Origin of the sequence: Ruegeria sp. ANG-R, from assembly GCF_000813985.1 — a bacterium.
Taxonomy (GTDB): domain Bacteria; phylum Pseudomonadota; class Alphaproteobacteria; order Rhodobacterales; family Rhodobacteraceae; genus Ruegeria.
This window is the reverse complement of record NZ_JWLJ01000001.1, coordinates 917,654-931,898: the sequence shown is the minus strand read 5'-3', so window position 1 is coordinate 931,898 and position 14,245 is coordinate 917,654. Positions and strand designations below refer to the sequence as shown.

Below are 14,245 nucleotides of genomic sequence, written 5' to 3'. Positions count from 1 at the left end.
TAGGTCGGAAAAACTCAGAGCAGTTCGATCTCAAAGCGTTCGATGACCGTGTTGGCCAACAGCTTTTCGCACATCTTGGTTACATCCGCTTCGGTCGCGCCGTCCGCCAGTTCCAGATCGATCACCTTGCCTTGGCGCACGCCTTCGACCTGATCAAAGCCCATCGCACCCAATGCGTGACGCACAGCCTCGCCCTGAGGGTCAAGAACCCCATTCTTGAGCATCACATGCACACGTGCCTTCATTTCTCGAAAACTCCACTGGTGGACCGTTCTGCGATCCGTTTCATTGCGCGCGGGATATCCCGCTTGGGCTTATCGGACAACCCTGTCGATATAGGACAAGATCAGTTGATCAGCGTTGGCTTGGTTACATTGCTTTTGGGCAGGACGCCAAGACGACGCGCGACCTCCGAATAGGCATCCGTCAGGCTACCCAGATCGCGACGGAACACATCCTTGTCCAGCTTCTGACCGGTTTCGATATCCCACAGACGGCAACTATCGGGGCTGATTTCATCGGCCACGATCAGACGCTGGAAATCGCCTTCGAATACGCGCCCAATCTCAATCTTGAAATCGACGAGACGGATACCGACGGCCAGCATCACGCCGCTCATGAAATCGTTCACACGCAGCGCCAGGCTGAGGATATCGTCCATATCCTGCTGACTTGCCCAGCCAAAGGCTGCAATGTGCTCTTCCGTCACCAGCGGATCACCCAGCGCATCGTCCTTGTAGCAATATTCAACGATCGGACGCGGCAGCTGAGTCCCCTCCGCGATACCAAGGCGCTTGGACATCGATCCGGCGGCATAGTTGCGAACGATCACTTCCAGCGGAATGATTTCACAATTCCGAACCAACTGCTCGCGCATGTTGAGACGGCGGATGAAGTGCGTTGGCACCCCGATCTGGGCCAGACCAGTCATGAAGAATTCACTCAGACGGTTGTTAAGAACGCCCTTTCCGTCGATCACATCTTTTTTCTCGGCGTTGAACGCGGTGGCGTCGTCCTTGAAATACTGCACGATGGTGCCTGGCTCGGGGCCTTCATACAGGATCTTGGCTTTACCTTCGTAAATCTTCTTGCGACGCGCCATGAGCGACCTTTCCAGTCTGGGGAAAGGGAATGAGTCCCTTCACGTTGGCGCCCTCATAGTGCAAGCCCCGCTTTCCCGCAAGTTCGCAACCCCGAGAGGCTTTGACGCAGCGCAAATACCTTGCGTACAGGGCATCGTATGGTCATATCATCAGGAAAGAACGTTTAACCCAAGGGGTCCCCAACCAATGACCACATTCGACGAACGTGAAGCCGCGTTTGAAAACAAATTCGCTCATGACGAAAAGATGCAGTTCATCGCTCGGATGCGCCGCAACCGGTTTATGGCCGTCTGGGCCTCGACGCTGAAAGGCGAGACCGTAGAACAAGCACGGAAATACGGACAAGAGCTGGTTCATACGGATCTTCAAAACGTCAGCGAAGATGATGTTGTCGAGGCGGTCAAAGGTTATCTCGGAGACTTGGCGGATGAAGCCAAGATCCGTGAAAAGATGGTCGAATTGCTTGTCGAAGCCAAAGAACAAGTGATGGCAGAGACAGAAGTCTAATATCGACAAGACAAAACTCATGATCTTCATGAGTTTTATGAATTTGATTTGACGCCCCGGTCATGAGACACGGGGCGTCTCATATTTTTACGGGCTGTGGCCCAAATGTTGGAATACTCCAATGACAAATGCGCTCAGCACCCTTCTGGAAACCGTAGACGTCATTCTTGCGGATGGTGCGACCGGGACCAACCTGTTCAACATGGGCCTGCAATCCGGTGACGCGCCGGAATTGTGGAATGTCGATGCGCCCGACAAGATTCGCGCGTTGTATCAGGGGTCGGTCGATGCCGGCAGCGATCTGTTTCTGACCAACACGTTTGGCGGAACTTCTGCACGTCTGAAACTGCACGACGCCCAGAACCGCGTGAGCGAACTGAACCGCATTGGTGCCGAGCTTGGTCGCGAGGTCGCTGACAAGGCTGGTCGTCCGGTTATCGTCGCGGGCTCGGTTGGCCCAACCGGCGAGATCATGGAACCCGTCGGCAGCCTGTCACACACAGAAGCCGTCGAGATGTTTCATGAACAGGCTGAGGCATTGAAAGCCGGAGGCGCAGATGTGCTGTGGCTTGAAACCATTAGTGCCCCGGAAGAATTCCGGGCTGCTGCCGAGGCGTTCGCCCTGGCCGATATGCCATGGTGTGGCACCATGAGCTTTGACACGGCTGGCCGGACCATGATGGGGGTTACATCCTCCGATCTGGCAATAATCGTGGAAACTCTGCCAAATCCACCTGTCGCCTTTGGCGCCAATTGTGGCACAGGCGCATCCGACATCCTGCGTACCGTTCTTGGTTTCGCCGCTCAGGGCAGTGAACGACCTCTGATTTCCAAGGGCAACGCAGGTATCCCAAAATATGTGGATGGGCATATCCATTATGACGGCACACCCGAGTTGATGGGACAATACGCCTCCATGGCCCGGGACGCGGGTGCAACAATCATCGGCGGGTGCTGCGGCACCATGCCTGCGCATCTACGTAAGATGCGCGAGGCCCTGGACGCTGCCCCCCGCGGAGAACGCCCGACTCTGGATCAGATCACATCCGCACTTGGCCCGTTTACCTCGGCCTCGGACGGCACTGGCGACGAGGCCATGCCCGAACGGCGCACACGCCGTCGCCGCCGGGCCTGATCGAACGTCTAGCGCCCTTCGAATTTCGCAGGGCGCTTTTCGAGGAAGGCCACCACACCCTCTGCAAAATCTCTGGTGCGTCCGCATTCGCCCTGCAAATGCGCCTCGGCTGCAAGCTGCTGAGGCAGCGTTTTGTCATAGGACCCGCGGATCGCCTGTTTGATCGCCCGGAACCCGGCGGTTGGCCCTTTAGCCAGATAGGCGGCCCGCTTGCGCCAATGCGCGTCAAACTGATCGTCAGAGATTGCTTCCCAGATCAACCCCCACTCGTCCGCCTGACGCGCGCTGATCTTGTCCGCAAACAACGCTGCCCCCATCGCCTTGGCGAATCCCATCTGACGCGGCATGAACCAGGTGCCACCGGCATCGGGCAGCAATCCAATCCGGGCAAAGGCCTGCAGGAAATAGGCGCTCTCGGTTGCGATCACCACATCGGCACAGAGCGCGAGGTTGGCCCCTGCCCCCGCTGCCGGCCCGTTAACCGCCGCGATGGTCGGCACGGGGCAATCATAGACAGCCTCGAGCATCGGTTCATATTCGTCCCGCAGCGCGCGTTCGAGATCGATTTTTCCGGTACTCGACGCATCACCCAGATCCTGCCCGGAACAGAAGGCAGGTCCAGCCCCTGTCAGGACAATCGCGCGTGCATGTTGCGCGGCGTCTTTCATCGCATAGGTGATCTCGGCCCGCATCTGCGTCGTCAGCGCATTCATCTTGTCTGGCCGGTTCAACGTCAGAACCGCCAAATCATCGGTTATATCCAGAAGGACCGCTTCGTATTCCATTTAAAACCTCACCTGCGCAGCGTTCTGCAAAACCCTGACGCAAATGTGGAAAAAGGAAAAGCAGAACCGCGCGTCAGTCTTTCAGGATTTGGCGCAAGCGTTCCTGTTCTTCCTCGGTCAGCGCATCAGTATGCGCCGCTTGTTGATGCTGTGAGCGCTTTCGCAAAAAGCTCCAGCCCATGCCCGCCGCGATCAGCAACATGATCGGCCCCGCCAGCCACAGCATCAGATTGGTGCCGGTTGTGGTTGGTTTAAGCAGGACATATTCGCCATATCGATCAACGATGAACTCTACAGCTTCCTGATCGGTATCGCCTGCCACAAGACGTTCTCGCAGCAGGATACGCAGATCTCGCGCAAGCTCGGCATTGCTTTCATCAATACTCTCGTTGCGGCAGACAAGGCAGCGCAGGCCGGTGCTGATTTCGCGCGCCCGCGCCTCAAGCGCCGGGTCATCCAGCACTTCATCCGGTTGAACAGCCACGACCGGCGATGCGATCAACAGCAAAATCATAATCAGGCGCTTCATTCGGCCGGTACTCCGCTAGTGGGTGTTTTCCGCGCCCCGGCGGCCACACGGAAGCGGCGATCCGACAGGCTGAGCACACCTCCCAAAGCCATCAGGATACACCCACCCCAAATCCAGTTGGCCAGAGGCTTGATGTAGGTCCGCATCACCCAACCGCCATCCGCCTGCTGATCTCCGATCACGACATACAGGTCGCGCAGGAACCGATAATCAATCGCCGCTTCGGTCGTGGGCATCCGCGCCACTGGGTAGTCGCGTTTTTCGGGGTGGAGCGTCGTGATCTGCCGGCCATTCTTTTCAACGATCACGTCTGCCATGGTCGAGAAATAGTTTGGCCCCTGAACCCGGCGCACGTCCTGAAGGGTTAACGTAAACTGCCCGACCTCAAAGGGCTGACCGGGTTGCGCGACCCGGATATCTTCGACCTCCCACGCGGTCAGCCCGGCGATGGCGAACATCGTGACACCCAAACCGGTATGCGCCACGGCCTTGCCCCAGTCCGCCCCCGGCAGACGGAACAGGCGGGCCAGATTGCCTTTGCGACCTGTGCGGCTCCAGAGGTCGACGATGGCTCCGAAGGTAATCCACGCGCCAAGAAAAAGTCCCACCGGCCCCAAAGCGCTGCGCCCGGTCTGCATAACCCAGACCAGAATCGCCAGCGCAACAGCCAGCACAAATGCATAGCGCAGCGACCACGCCGCGCGTCCCAACCTGCCCCGCTTCCAAGGCAGCATAGCGCCAACAGGCAGCACGATCCCCAAGGCAATCATGAATGGCGTGAAAGCAGCATTAAAGAATGGCGCTCCGACCGAGAGTTTCCGGTCAAATGCCATCTCGGCCACCATGGGCCACAGCGTGCCAAAAAACACGACGAAACAACTGACGGCCAGCAGGATATTGTTCAGAATCAGCGCGCTTTCCCGGCTGACCATTCCAAATACACCCTTTGCCTCCATCGCCTGAGCACGCGCAGCAAACAGCGTCAGCGCACCACCGATGAAGATCACCAGAATGAACAGGATAAACACCCCCCGCTCTGGATCATTTGCGAAGGCATGAACCGAGGTCAGCAGCCCCGAGCGCACAATAAACGTGCCAATCAGCGAGAAGCCAAAGGCGATGATCGCCAGCAGAATGGTCCAGCTTTTCAAAGCTTCGCGCTTTTCCACCACAATGGCCGAATGCAGCAGGGCTGCTGCCAATAGCCACGGCATGAACGAAGCGTTTTCAACCGGGTCCCAGAACCAGAAGCCTCCCCAGCCCAGTTCGTAATAGGCCCACCACGACCCCAGTGCGATACCGATGGTCAGGAATATCCACGCCGCAAGCGTCCAGGGACGCACCCAACGGCCCCATGCCGCATCCACCCGGCCTTCGATCAGGGCCGCCACGGCAAAGCTGAAAGCCATGCTCAGGCCGACATAGCCCAGATACAGAAACGGCGGGTGAAACGCCAAACCCGGGTCCTGCAACAAAGGGTTCAGGTCCCGACCGTCAAATGGCGGCACCGGCAGGCGGTCGAACGGGTTCGATGTGAACAGAATGAACGCAAAGAACGCCACAGCGATGGCCGCCTGCACCGACAGAACCCGTGCCTTCAACGTCGGGGGCAATCCGCCACCGAAAACTGCGGCCATAGCCCCGAAAATGGTGACGATGAGCACCCATAGCAGCATCGAGCCTTCGTGGTTGCCCCAAGTTCCGCTGATCTTGTAGAGCATCGGCTTGGCAGAGTGACTGTTTTCAACCACGATCCGCAACGAGAAGTCCGAAGCCATAAAAGCCCACACCAGCGCTCCGAAGGAAAATGCCGTCAGAATGAACTGAGTGATGGCTGCCGGTTCGGCAAAAACCATCCATCCGTTCCATCTGTTTGCAGCCCCAATCAGTGGCACCACGGTTTGTACGATGGCGACCAGGAAGGCTAGGATCAGTGCGAAATGGCCGAGCTCTGTAATCATGGCCCGCTTATACTGCGGCGGCACAGCATGTTCCATTGACATTCGTCAAACCGCGCGGACCATAGTGTCGCGCCTCAGGTTGCGCGCAGGCGCCGCCAGTCTTCGAGCGCGGGATTGGCATCAGCCTGAAAAGCGGACTCGCTCAGGGTCGCATCCGACCCGGTATCAGCGATGCCCGGGCGGTCATCCTGCAGGTCACGGATTGTCTCAAGATTGGCCAAAACTTCCGGTGCCCGCAGCACCGTTGCACTGATCTCGCGCTGAAAATCCTGCGCTTTGATCTGATGCCGCGCGCCAAAGTAAAATGACACGATCACACCAAGCAGCCACCACAGCGGCTCGGGTACAAGCGCGATGCCCTGCATCCGGGCAGCGAACCAAAGCGGATCAATCATCGCGGCAAGAAACAAGCCCAACGTGCCAAGCGCAAGCGCCGGACGCGGCAAACGATTCAGCCCGTCCATAAAGCGATCGAAACCTCCTTTGGCGGGGGTCTGAAACTCTGCCCCGAACTGCGCCATGGCTGCGCCGCGCAGGGTCAGGGCGCGCTCGGCCCCCTTCTCGGCATTCTCACGAAAGACCTCCGTGGTTTCACGAACCACATTACGACCGTTGCCAAACAGCAAGCTCAAGAACCCTGATATCAACCCCATGCCGAGATCCTTTTCTGAAAGTCTGCATCCGACAGGTGGTAGATCGGTGAAAGAAACTCCTCAGCGCGCTTGATCCACCCTCCCTTTCCGCCCACGCGCGTCCTTGCATACTTACGCAACGGCGCCCTGCTGTCCGCCAGGCGGAAATAATAGTTGCGCCTGGCGACGCCATACGCATCCCTCAGGGCCAACGGTTTGGGCTCGGCAGCAAGCTTGCTCGCACGCGCAGTCTGAGGGCCGATCACGCCATCTACATCAACCTCAAACCCCATCTGGCGCAGCAGGTTCTGCAAAATCTTCGCGGCTTGCGCCCCTGCATTCACGTACATATCGAAAACCGACGCCTGTAGAGCATCCGGCAACTGCCCGATACCCGGCTTTTCGAAATAATGCTCAAGAAAAATTTCGGCAGCTTGCACTTTGCTCAACGCTCGCACGTCGCGCCGCGTCACCAGGCCATCACGATCCAGATCGAGGCCCAACCGGCGCATCGTATGGATCGTCACCCCGTATTTGGTCGCCCCGCCCGGATCGTCCGGGTCATCCACAAAACCGCCTTCCCGGCCTATGATATCTTCTGCAATCTGCCGCACCGTCTGCATGTTCGCCACCTTCGCCTTGCTCAGGCAAACGGTCGGGGAATGGCGTTAATACCCAGACAAAACAAAGAGCGCTGCCCGCCTCTTGCGCGCAACGCCCCCTTCTTCTGTTCAAAATACCTCCGCCGGAGGCATGCAGCAAAGCTGCATTCAGCTATCGCTGCCGTCCTTGTAGACGCCTTGCTCTTTCAGCGCATCCACAACCTCTTTCGGCATATAGGTCTCGTCATGTTTCGCAAGGATTTCAGTGGCTTCAAAGACGCCATTCACATAACTTCCGGTGCCAACCATGCCTTGGTTCTCCGAGAACAGATCAGGCAGAACACCGGTAAAAGCGACCTTCACGCTCTCACCGCCATCAGTGACGACAAAATACACCGTCTCACCCTGACCGCGAATGATCGAGCCTTCTTCTACCAACCCTCCGATGCGGAACACCTCAGCCGGTTTCGGCGGTTCGGCAATCACCTGACTGGGTGAGCGAAAGTAGTTGATGCCATCTTTCAATGCCACACCGATAAATGCCGTCGACAACGCAAGGGCCACCGCAGCAAGCACGATGACCTGAACTCGACGACGTTTCTTGAGCGTTTTCATACCGTCCTCACGGGAACAGAGGGGCCATCATCAGCCCCTGGGTTTCATCCTCACCTAACATCAGGTTGGCGTTCTGCAAGGCTTGCCCACTGCTACCTTTTGTCAGATTATCCAGTGCTGCCACAACAATTGCGCGGCGTTCGATCCGGTCGCCCGCCACGCCGATATGGCAGAAATTCGATCCCCGCACATGGTGGGTGGAAGGCGTTTCTCCGAAGGGCAGCATCTCGATGAAGGGCTCTGCTTCATAGGCGGATTGCAGGGTCTCATAGACACTCTGCGGGTCTCCCTTCACGTAGGTGGTCGCCAGAATACCCCGGTTCGCGGGGATCAGATGTGGCGTGAACTGCACATGCACGGTCCGCCCGGCCAGTGCCGAGAATTCCTGATCGAACTCGCCCAGATGCCGGTGTGCCCCGCCGACGGCATATGCGTTCGACCCTTCGCTGAGTTCTGCATGCAGCAGGTTCTCTTTAAGCGCCCGACCTGCGCCCGAAACCGCGCATTTCAGATCGAGAATGATGTCATCCAGATCAATGACACCAGCAGTGATAAGCGGCCGCAGTACATACTGCCCGGTCGCTGCATTGCACCCGGTCCCGGCGACCAACCGAGCCGAGCGGATCTCATCACGGTAAAACTCCGACAGGCCATAAACGGCCTCTTCCTGATGCCCAAGAGCGGCATGTGGGTTACCGTACCATTTCTCGTATTCATCGCCGTCACGCAGCCGGAAATCCGCCGACAGGTCGACGATTTTCAGGGTATTTGGCAGATCGCGTATGACTTCCTGGCTGGTCTTGTGCGGCAAGGCGCAGAAGCACAGATCGATCTGCGAAAAGTCAATCTCGGATATCTTGCAGAGAACGGGCAAATCCAGATGACGCAGATGCGGGAACACCTGCGCCATGGTCTGCCCGGCCTTGCGCTCGGCGGCCAGAGCTTTGACTTCCATATTCGGATGCCCGGCGATCAGCCGTACGAGTTCGGCACCGGTATAGCCGGACGCACCCAGAATTGCGATTTTATGGGTCATGTCAGACCTCTTTCATTCATGTGTCACATGGGGTGACCGCCGATGCGACGGTCAACGAATTACGAAATCGGAAAAGCGCCGTCCTTGACCTAGGTCAGGCGGCTTCAAAGGTGATTTGTCGTCGGAGGAATTGTGTCGCGCGATCCGTCACCACACCCGGTTTGCCAGTCGTCAGGTGCCCGCCCGAGCCTTCGCCCAGCATAGTCGGGTGGCGTCGCAGATAATCTGCCAAGCTCTCCGCAACCAGATCGCCCTGACTATAGACTTTGACGTCCGGGCCAAGCGCCTGCTGGAACGTGTCGGCCATCAGCGGATAGTGCGTACAGCCCAATATGGCCGCCTGTGGCTCTGGCATCTTGCGAGTCAGGGCCTCCACATGGCTGCGCACCAGAGCCTCGGCCAGAATCATGTCGCCCTCTTCGATGGCGTCTACAACGCCGCCACAGGCCTGCGCCTCGACATCGACACCGATGGCACGAAACGCCAGTTCCCGTTGAAAGGCCCGGCTGGACACGGTCGCAGGTGTCGCGAACAACGCAACATGCTGCACCTCAACCTCACGCGGTGGAGAATTGTCGCCCCACTGCCGCTCGGTCAGCGCCTCAATCAACGGGACAAAGACGCCCAGAACCCGCTTGCCCTCGGGCACGCCGGCTTCCTGCATCCGGCGCAGGGCCGCAGCACTGGCGGTGTTGCAAGCCAGAATCACCAGATTGCACCCCCGCGCCCACAAATCCTGCACGGCGGCGCGGGTCAGATTATAAATATCCTCGGCATCACGGACGCCATAAGGCGCGTGTGCGCTGTCCGCATAGTACAGAAAATCCACGTCGGGCAGACGTTTCTGCGCGGCGTTCAGGACGGTCAGACCGCCCAATCCGGAATCAAAGATACCTACTGCCATTTGCCCCTTCAGGCGCGATGCCGTTCCTCGAATTCATAGCCATAGTCATAAGACTTCAGCGGAGTCGGAGACAGCTCATACGTGGCTTTGCGCAGGAAATCCATCATCTTGCGCGTATCCTTGCCAAGTGGGTCCAGAATGTCGCGCCCGATCGGTTCACCGACGACGACTCCGACAGACGTATCAACCCGTTTCCTGAACTCTTTGATCAGCAGTCCCATACGCAACGTGTTGTGCAGGTGGCTGGCGATCTGGAACAAGCGAGAGGTATGTCCATCGAAGAACACCGGCACCACGGTCGCATTCGATTTCGCAACCATCCGAGCGGTAAACCCGCGCCAACCGGGGTCCATCGGGTACGAGAATGGTTTCGCTGCCGTGCTTACTGTCCCACCCGGAAATATCCCGATCGCGCCGCCGTCGCTCAGATAGTTCAGAGCGGTCTTGCGGGTCTCAAGATTCAGCCTCATCGCCTCTTTGGTGGCATCGAACGAGATTGGCAGGACGATACGGTTAAGGTCGTCGGATTTGCGGAAGACATGATTGGCGAGAATACGAAAATCGCCGCGCGTCTGAGACAGGATATGACCCATCATCAGCCCATCCAGAATGCCGTAGGGGTGGTTCGCGATCAGAATCAGCGGTCCATCTTTCGGGATGTTCGACAGTGCACCACCAACCACGTCCAACGACAGGCCATAGCGATCCACCATCACGGACCAGAAATCACGACCCTGCGCCACTTCCTGCTCATACCCGTCCGCGCGGCGGATCAGACGCAGGCGACCAGTCGTATTTTCCATCAGCTTGATCACCATCCGCCCACTCCGCGTTTCGGCGGAATGGGCGTAGGAAATGTCACGGGCGACGTGATGGCGCGACGGCATTGGCTACTCCGGTTTGCTGCCTTCTAAATAAGGCCGGGTAACCATTTTGCATAGATTTCGTGACAGGCTTGTAAAGCTTCACTCTGCCGCAGCCTTCATCTCGGGCCCGCCATCGCGGATGACAGCCAGCAATTCCTCACGCCGTTTCGCGGCCTTGGCTTCATTGGCGACCAGAACCGGTCCAAATCCACGAATGCCCAAAGGCAAGGCCGCAAGAGCCGCGATCGCTTGGCTGGTTTCTGACGTCAGCTTGGGCAGGACCTCTTTCATGTCCTTTTCGTACTGGCGGATCAGGGCGCGTTCCATCTTGCGTTCCGCAGTATAGCCGAACACATCCAAAGGTGTGCCGCGCAGGACCTTCAGTTTCGCGAGCAATTTCAGCGGCCCCAGGAACCATTCACCAAAGGCCTTCTTGGTCGGGCGGCCATTCACGCCTTTCGAGCCCAGAGCCGGAGGCGCAAGGTGGAAGGTCATCCTGAAGTCACCGTCAAACTCGGCCGCAGCCTTCTGACGGCTGTCGAGCAACAGCCGGGCGACTTCGTATTCGTCCTTGTAAGACAAAAGCTTATGATAGCCTTTGGCAACCGCCTCGCGAACCTTGTTGTCTTCAACACCATCGACCAGCTTGCGATAGCGCTTCGCCAGGCGCTTGCCTTGGTAATCGGTTAGATGCGCGGCACGGAAGTCGATCACCTGATCAAGAGTCTTCGGTAATTCCGCGACGTTGAGGTGCAGAATCTTTGCAACTTCTTCGGGATGTGTCACCGCCCAGCGACCTACCTCAAAAGCGCGTTTGTTGCGTTCAACAGCCGCGCCGTTCAGTTCGATGGCCTCCATAATCGCCTGATGTCGAATTGGTAACAACCCACGTTGCCAGGTGGCACCGAAGACCATCATGTTGGAGTAGATCGAATCCCCCATCACCGCGCGTGCCAGATCGGTGGCGTCAAACAGATCAACCGCATCCTTCAGACGCGCCCGCAGCGCCAGTTCAAGGCGGTCGCTTGGAATCTGAAAATCGGTATCGCGGGTGAAATCGCCGGTGACGATCTCATGACTGTTCACAACGGCTCCGGTCTGACCCGCCCGTGTCAGACCCAGGGTCTTTGCCCCAGCCGACACAACCAGATCGCCCCCGATCAACGCATGTGCTTCCCCGGTGGCCACGCGAATGGCGCTTATATCCTCGGGTTTATTCGCGATGCGACAATTGATATGCACCGCGCCCCCCTTTTGCGCCAAACCCGCCATCTCCATCATTCCGGCACCCTTGCCGTCGATCTGAGCGGCCTGTGCAAGGACGGCTCCGATCGTGACAACACCGGTACCGCCGACACCCGTGATGACCACATTATGGGTGCCATCGATTTGTGGCAGATCCGGCTCGGGCAGGTCCGGCAGGTCGATATCGGTGGTCGCCTCTTTGCGAACCTGTGCACCTTCGACGGTAATGAACGACGGGCAAAACCCGTTCAGGCACGAGAAATCCTTGTTGCAGCTCGACTGATCAATCGCCCGTTTCCGTCCCAGTTCCGTTTCCTTCGGAACGATTGAGACACAGTTCGACTGGACACCGCAATCGCCGCACCCTTCGCAGATATCGGTATTGATAAACACACGTTTGTCCGGGTCCGGGAACGAGCCCCGCTTGCGCCGCCTGCGCTTTTCCGCTGCACAGGTCTGGATATAAACAATGACCGATACCCCCTCGATATCACGGAACTTTTCCTGAACGCGCATCAGGTCTGCCCGCTCAAAGGTCTCGATATCGGCGGGCATGGCACCGAAATTCACATCTTCTTTTTCGTCATAAACAACCGCGACATCCCTGACGCCCATCGCCTTGACTTCAGCCACGATCCGTTCGGCACTCAACCCGCCCTCATTCTCCTGTCCGCCAGTCATGGCGACCGCATCATTGAACAGAATCTTGAATGTGATGTTGGTACCCGCCGCCAGTGCGGCGCGGATGGCCTGAACGCCCGAGTGGTTATAGGTTCCGTCCCCGAGGTTCTGAAACACGTGCTTGGTGGTCGAGAATGGAGCCTCACCAACCCAGTTCGCACCCTCACCGCCCATCTGCGTGAATCCGGTGGTCTCGCGATCCATCCATTGCACCATGTAGTGACAGCCGATTCCGGCATAAGCACGGCTGCCATCTGGCAGTTTCGTCGAGCTGTTATGCGGGCAGCCCGAACAGAAATACGGCAATCGAGCCGCGATTTCCTGCGCGTTGTCGGCCCGTCGCGCCTCATCAAGTCTGGCAAGGCCCGCACGCACACCGTCCGTGTCATGGCCCTCCTCTATCAGGATCTGCCCCAGCTTCTCGGCGATCATGATCGGGTCGAGCGCCCCCCGGGTCGGGAACAATTCTTCGCGGTGCAGCGTCCCTGCCCCGCCCTTGTACCAGCCGTACACGCGACGCCCGCGCCGATCGTCAAAGATCGCCTCTTTGACCTGAACCTCGATCAGCTTTCGCTTTTCCTCGACAATCACGATCAGGTCCAGCCCTTCGGCCCAGTCGTGAAAGCCTTTCATATCCAAAGGAAATGTCTGGCCGATCTTATAGGTGGTAATTCCAAGCCGCTCGGCCTCGCCCGCATCGATGTTCAACAGCGACATCGCGTGCGCCAGATCAAGCCAGTTCTTACCCGCTGCAACAAACCCGATCTTTGCACCTGGCTTGCCCCAAATTCGCTTGTCCAGTTTGTTGGCGTGAGAAAAAGTTTCGGCCGCAAAGCGTTTATAATCAATCACACGCGCCTCTTGCAGATGCGGCGTGTCGCCTAGCCGAATATTCAAACCGCCCTTGGGCATGTCAAACATGGGGATCTTAACTGGCATTCGGTCCGGCCGGCCATCCACAACCGAGGTCACCTCGATTGTGTCTTTCATCGTCTTCAGGCCGACCCAGACCCCCGCAAAGCGGCTGAGCGCGAAACCATATATGCCGTAGTCCAAAATCTCCTGCACACCGGCAGGACTGACGACTGGCATGTACATATCGACCAGTGACCATTCTGATTGGTGCAGCACCGTCGAACTTTCGCCGGTGTGGTCATCGCCCATGGCCATCAGCACCCCGCCATGTTGCGCGGTGCCCGCCATATTGGCATGGCGCATGACATCTCCCGACCGGTCAACGCCAGGACCTTTCCCATACCAAAGACCAAACACGCCATCGAATTTGCCGTCGCCGCGCAATCCAGCTTGCTGGCTGCCCCAAAGCGCGGTGGCTGCAAGGTCTTCGTTCAGACCATACTGAAAGGTCACGTCGCTTGCAGCCAGTTGCTTTTCGGCGCGCGACATCTGAAGGTCTACGGCCCCAAGGGGTGAGCCGCGATACCCCGTGACCAGCCCCGCCGTATTCAGCCCGGCTGCACGATCGCGCTCTTTCTGCATCAGCATCAAGCGCACCAACGCCTGCGTCCCATTCAAAAGGACCGGGCTTTTGGAAAGATCGAACCGATCATTCAAAGTGATTTTCGGCTGACTCATCTGACGTCTCCCCTCGTCGGATTAGTGTGCTGCATTTGTGTTCATTTTAGG

The 14,245-nt window shown here is 57.9% G+C and carries 14 protein-coding genes; 2 read left to right on the top strand and 12 right to left on the bottom strand.

Features of this window, described 5'->3' with window-relative positions; translation table 11 throughout:
• Positions 1-14: 14 nt before the first annotated feature.
• Both purS and purC read right to left on the bottom strand, forming a co-directional pair.
• Positions 15-245 carry a phosphoribosylformylglycinamidine synthase subunit PurS gene (purS, locus tag RA27_RS04640; protein ID WP_010439914.1) on the bottom strand — a complete coding sequence of 77 codons (231 nt, stop codon included), beginning with the start codon at positions 243-245 and terminating at the stop codon, positions 15-17.
• Between the two features lie 101 nt (positions 246-346).
• On the bottom strand, positions 347-1,102 hold the full coding sequence (gene purC, locus RA27_RS04635; RefSeq protein WP_039535382.1) for a phosphoribosylaminoimidazolesuccinocarboxamide synthase: 756 nt from the start codon (positions 1,100-1,102) through the stop codon (positions 347-349).
• 187 nt (positions 1,103-1,289) lie between these two features.
• On the opposite strand from purC, the gene RA27_RS04630 reads away from it, so the two are divergent.
• Positions 1,290-1,610: a DUF1476 domain-containing protein gene (locus RA27_RS04630; RefSeq protein ID WP_039535380.1), complete on the top strand. Its 321-nt coding sequence runs from the start codon at positions 1,290-1,292 to the stop codon at positions 1,608-1,610.
• A gap of 121 nt (positions 1,611-1,731) precedes the next feature.
• A complete protein-coding gene (gene bmt, locus RA27_RS04625) occupies positions 1,732-2,745 on the top strand; it encodes a betaine--homocysteine S-methyltransferase (protein WP_039535378.1) in 1,014 nt (337 codons plus the stop codon).
• An 8-nt stretch (positions 2,746-2,753) separates the two neighbouring features.
• On the opposite strand, the gene RA27_RS04620 is transcribed toward bmt, so the two are convergent.
• The 10 genes from RA27_RS04620 to RA27_RS04575 form a co-directional block, all read right to left on the bottom strand.
• On the bottom strand, positions 2,754-3,530 hold the full coding sequence (locus RA27_RS04620) for an enoyl-CoA hydratase-related protein (RefSeq protein WP_039535377.1): 777 nt from the start codon (positions 3,528-3,530) through the stop codon (positions 2,754-2,756).
• A 73-nt stretch (positions 3,531-3,603) separates the two neighbouring features.
• On the bottom strand, positions 3,604-4,059 hold the full coding sequence (locus RA27_RS04615; RefSeq protein ID WP_039535375.1) for a cytochrome c-type biogenesis protein: 456 nt from the start codon (positions 4,057-4,059) through the stop codon (positions 3,604-3,606).
• The gene (locus RA27_RS04610) at positions 4,056-6,020 is read right to left on the bottom strand and encodes a heme lyase CcmF/NrfE family subunit (RefSeq protein WP_039536978.1); all 1,965 of its coding nucleotides are present in this window, start codon (positions 6,018-6,020) and stop codon (positions 4,056-4,058) included. Before RA27_RS04610 ends, RA27_RS04615 begins: the two co-directional genes overlap by 4 nt.
• Positions 6,021-6,094: 74 nt before the next feature.
• Positions 6,095-6,673, bottom strand: a complete 579-nt coding sequence (locus tag RA27_RS04605; protein ID WP_039535373.1) for a holin family protein — start codon at positions 6,671-6,673, stop codon at positions 6,095-6,097.
• Positions 6,664-7,275 carry a holin-associated N-acetylmuramidase gene (locus tag RA27_RS04600; protein WP_039535371.1) on the bottom strand — a complete coding sequence of 204 codons (612 nt, stop codon included), beginning with the start codon at positions 7,273-7,275 and terminating at the stop codon, positions 6,664-6,666. The genes RA27_RS04605 and RA27_RS04600 overlap by 10 nt, the downstream gene beginning before the upstream one ends.
• Before the next feature lie 147 nt (positions 7,276-7,422).
• The gene (gene ccmE, locus RA27_RS04595) at positions 7,423-7,869 is read right to left on the bottom strand and encodes a cytochrome c maturation protein CcmE (protein ID WP_039535369.1); all 447 of its coding nucleotides are present in this window, start codon (positions 7,867-7,869) and stop codon (positions 7,423-7,425) included.
• Positions 7,870-7,876: 7 nt separating this feature from the next.
• On the bottom strand, positions 7,877-8,905 hold the full coding sequence (argC, locus tag RA27_RS04590; protein WP_039535368.1) for an N-acetyl-gamma-glutamyl-phosphate reductase: 1,029 nt from the start codon (positions 8,903-8,905) through the stop codon (positions 7,877-7,879).
• Between the two features lie 94 nt (positions 8,906-8,999).
• On the bottom strand, positions 9,000-9,809 hold the full coding sequence (locus RA27_RS04585) for an aspartate/glutamate racemase family protein (RefSeq protein ID WP_039535366.1): 810 nt from the start codon (positions 9,807-9,809) through the stop codon (positions 9,000-9,002).
• A gap of 8 nt (positions 9,810-9,817) precedes the next feature.
• Positions 9,818-10,696: a lysophospholipid acyltransferase family protein gene (locus RA27_RS04580; protein WP_039535364.1), complete on the bottom strand. Its 879-nt coding sequence runs from the start codon at positions 10,694-10,696 to the stop codon at positions 9,818-9,820.
• A 78-nt stretch (positions 10,697-10,774) separates the two neighbouring features.
• Entirely contained in the window at positions 10,775-14,194 is a 3,420-nt protein-coding gene (locus RA27_RS04575) for an indolepyruvate ferredoxin oxidoreductase family protein (protein WP_039535362.1), read from the bottom strand.
• Positions 14,195-14,245: the final 51 nt, after the last annotated feature.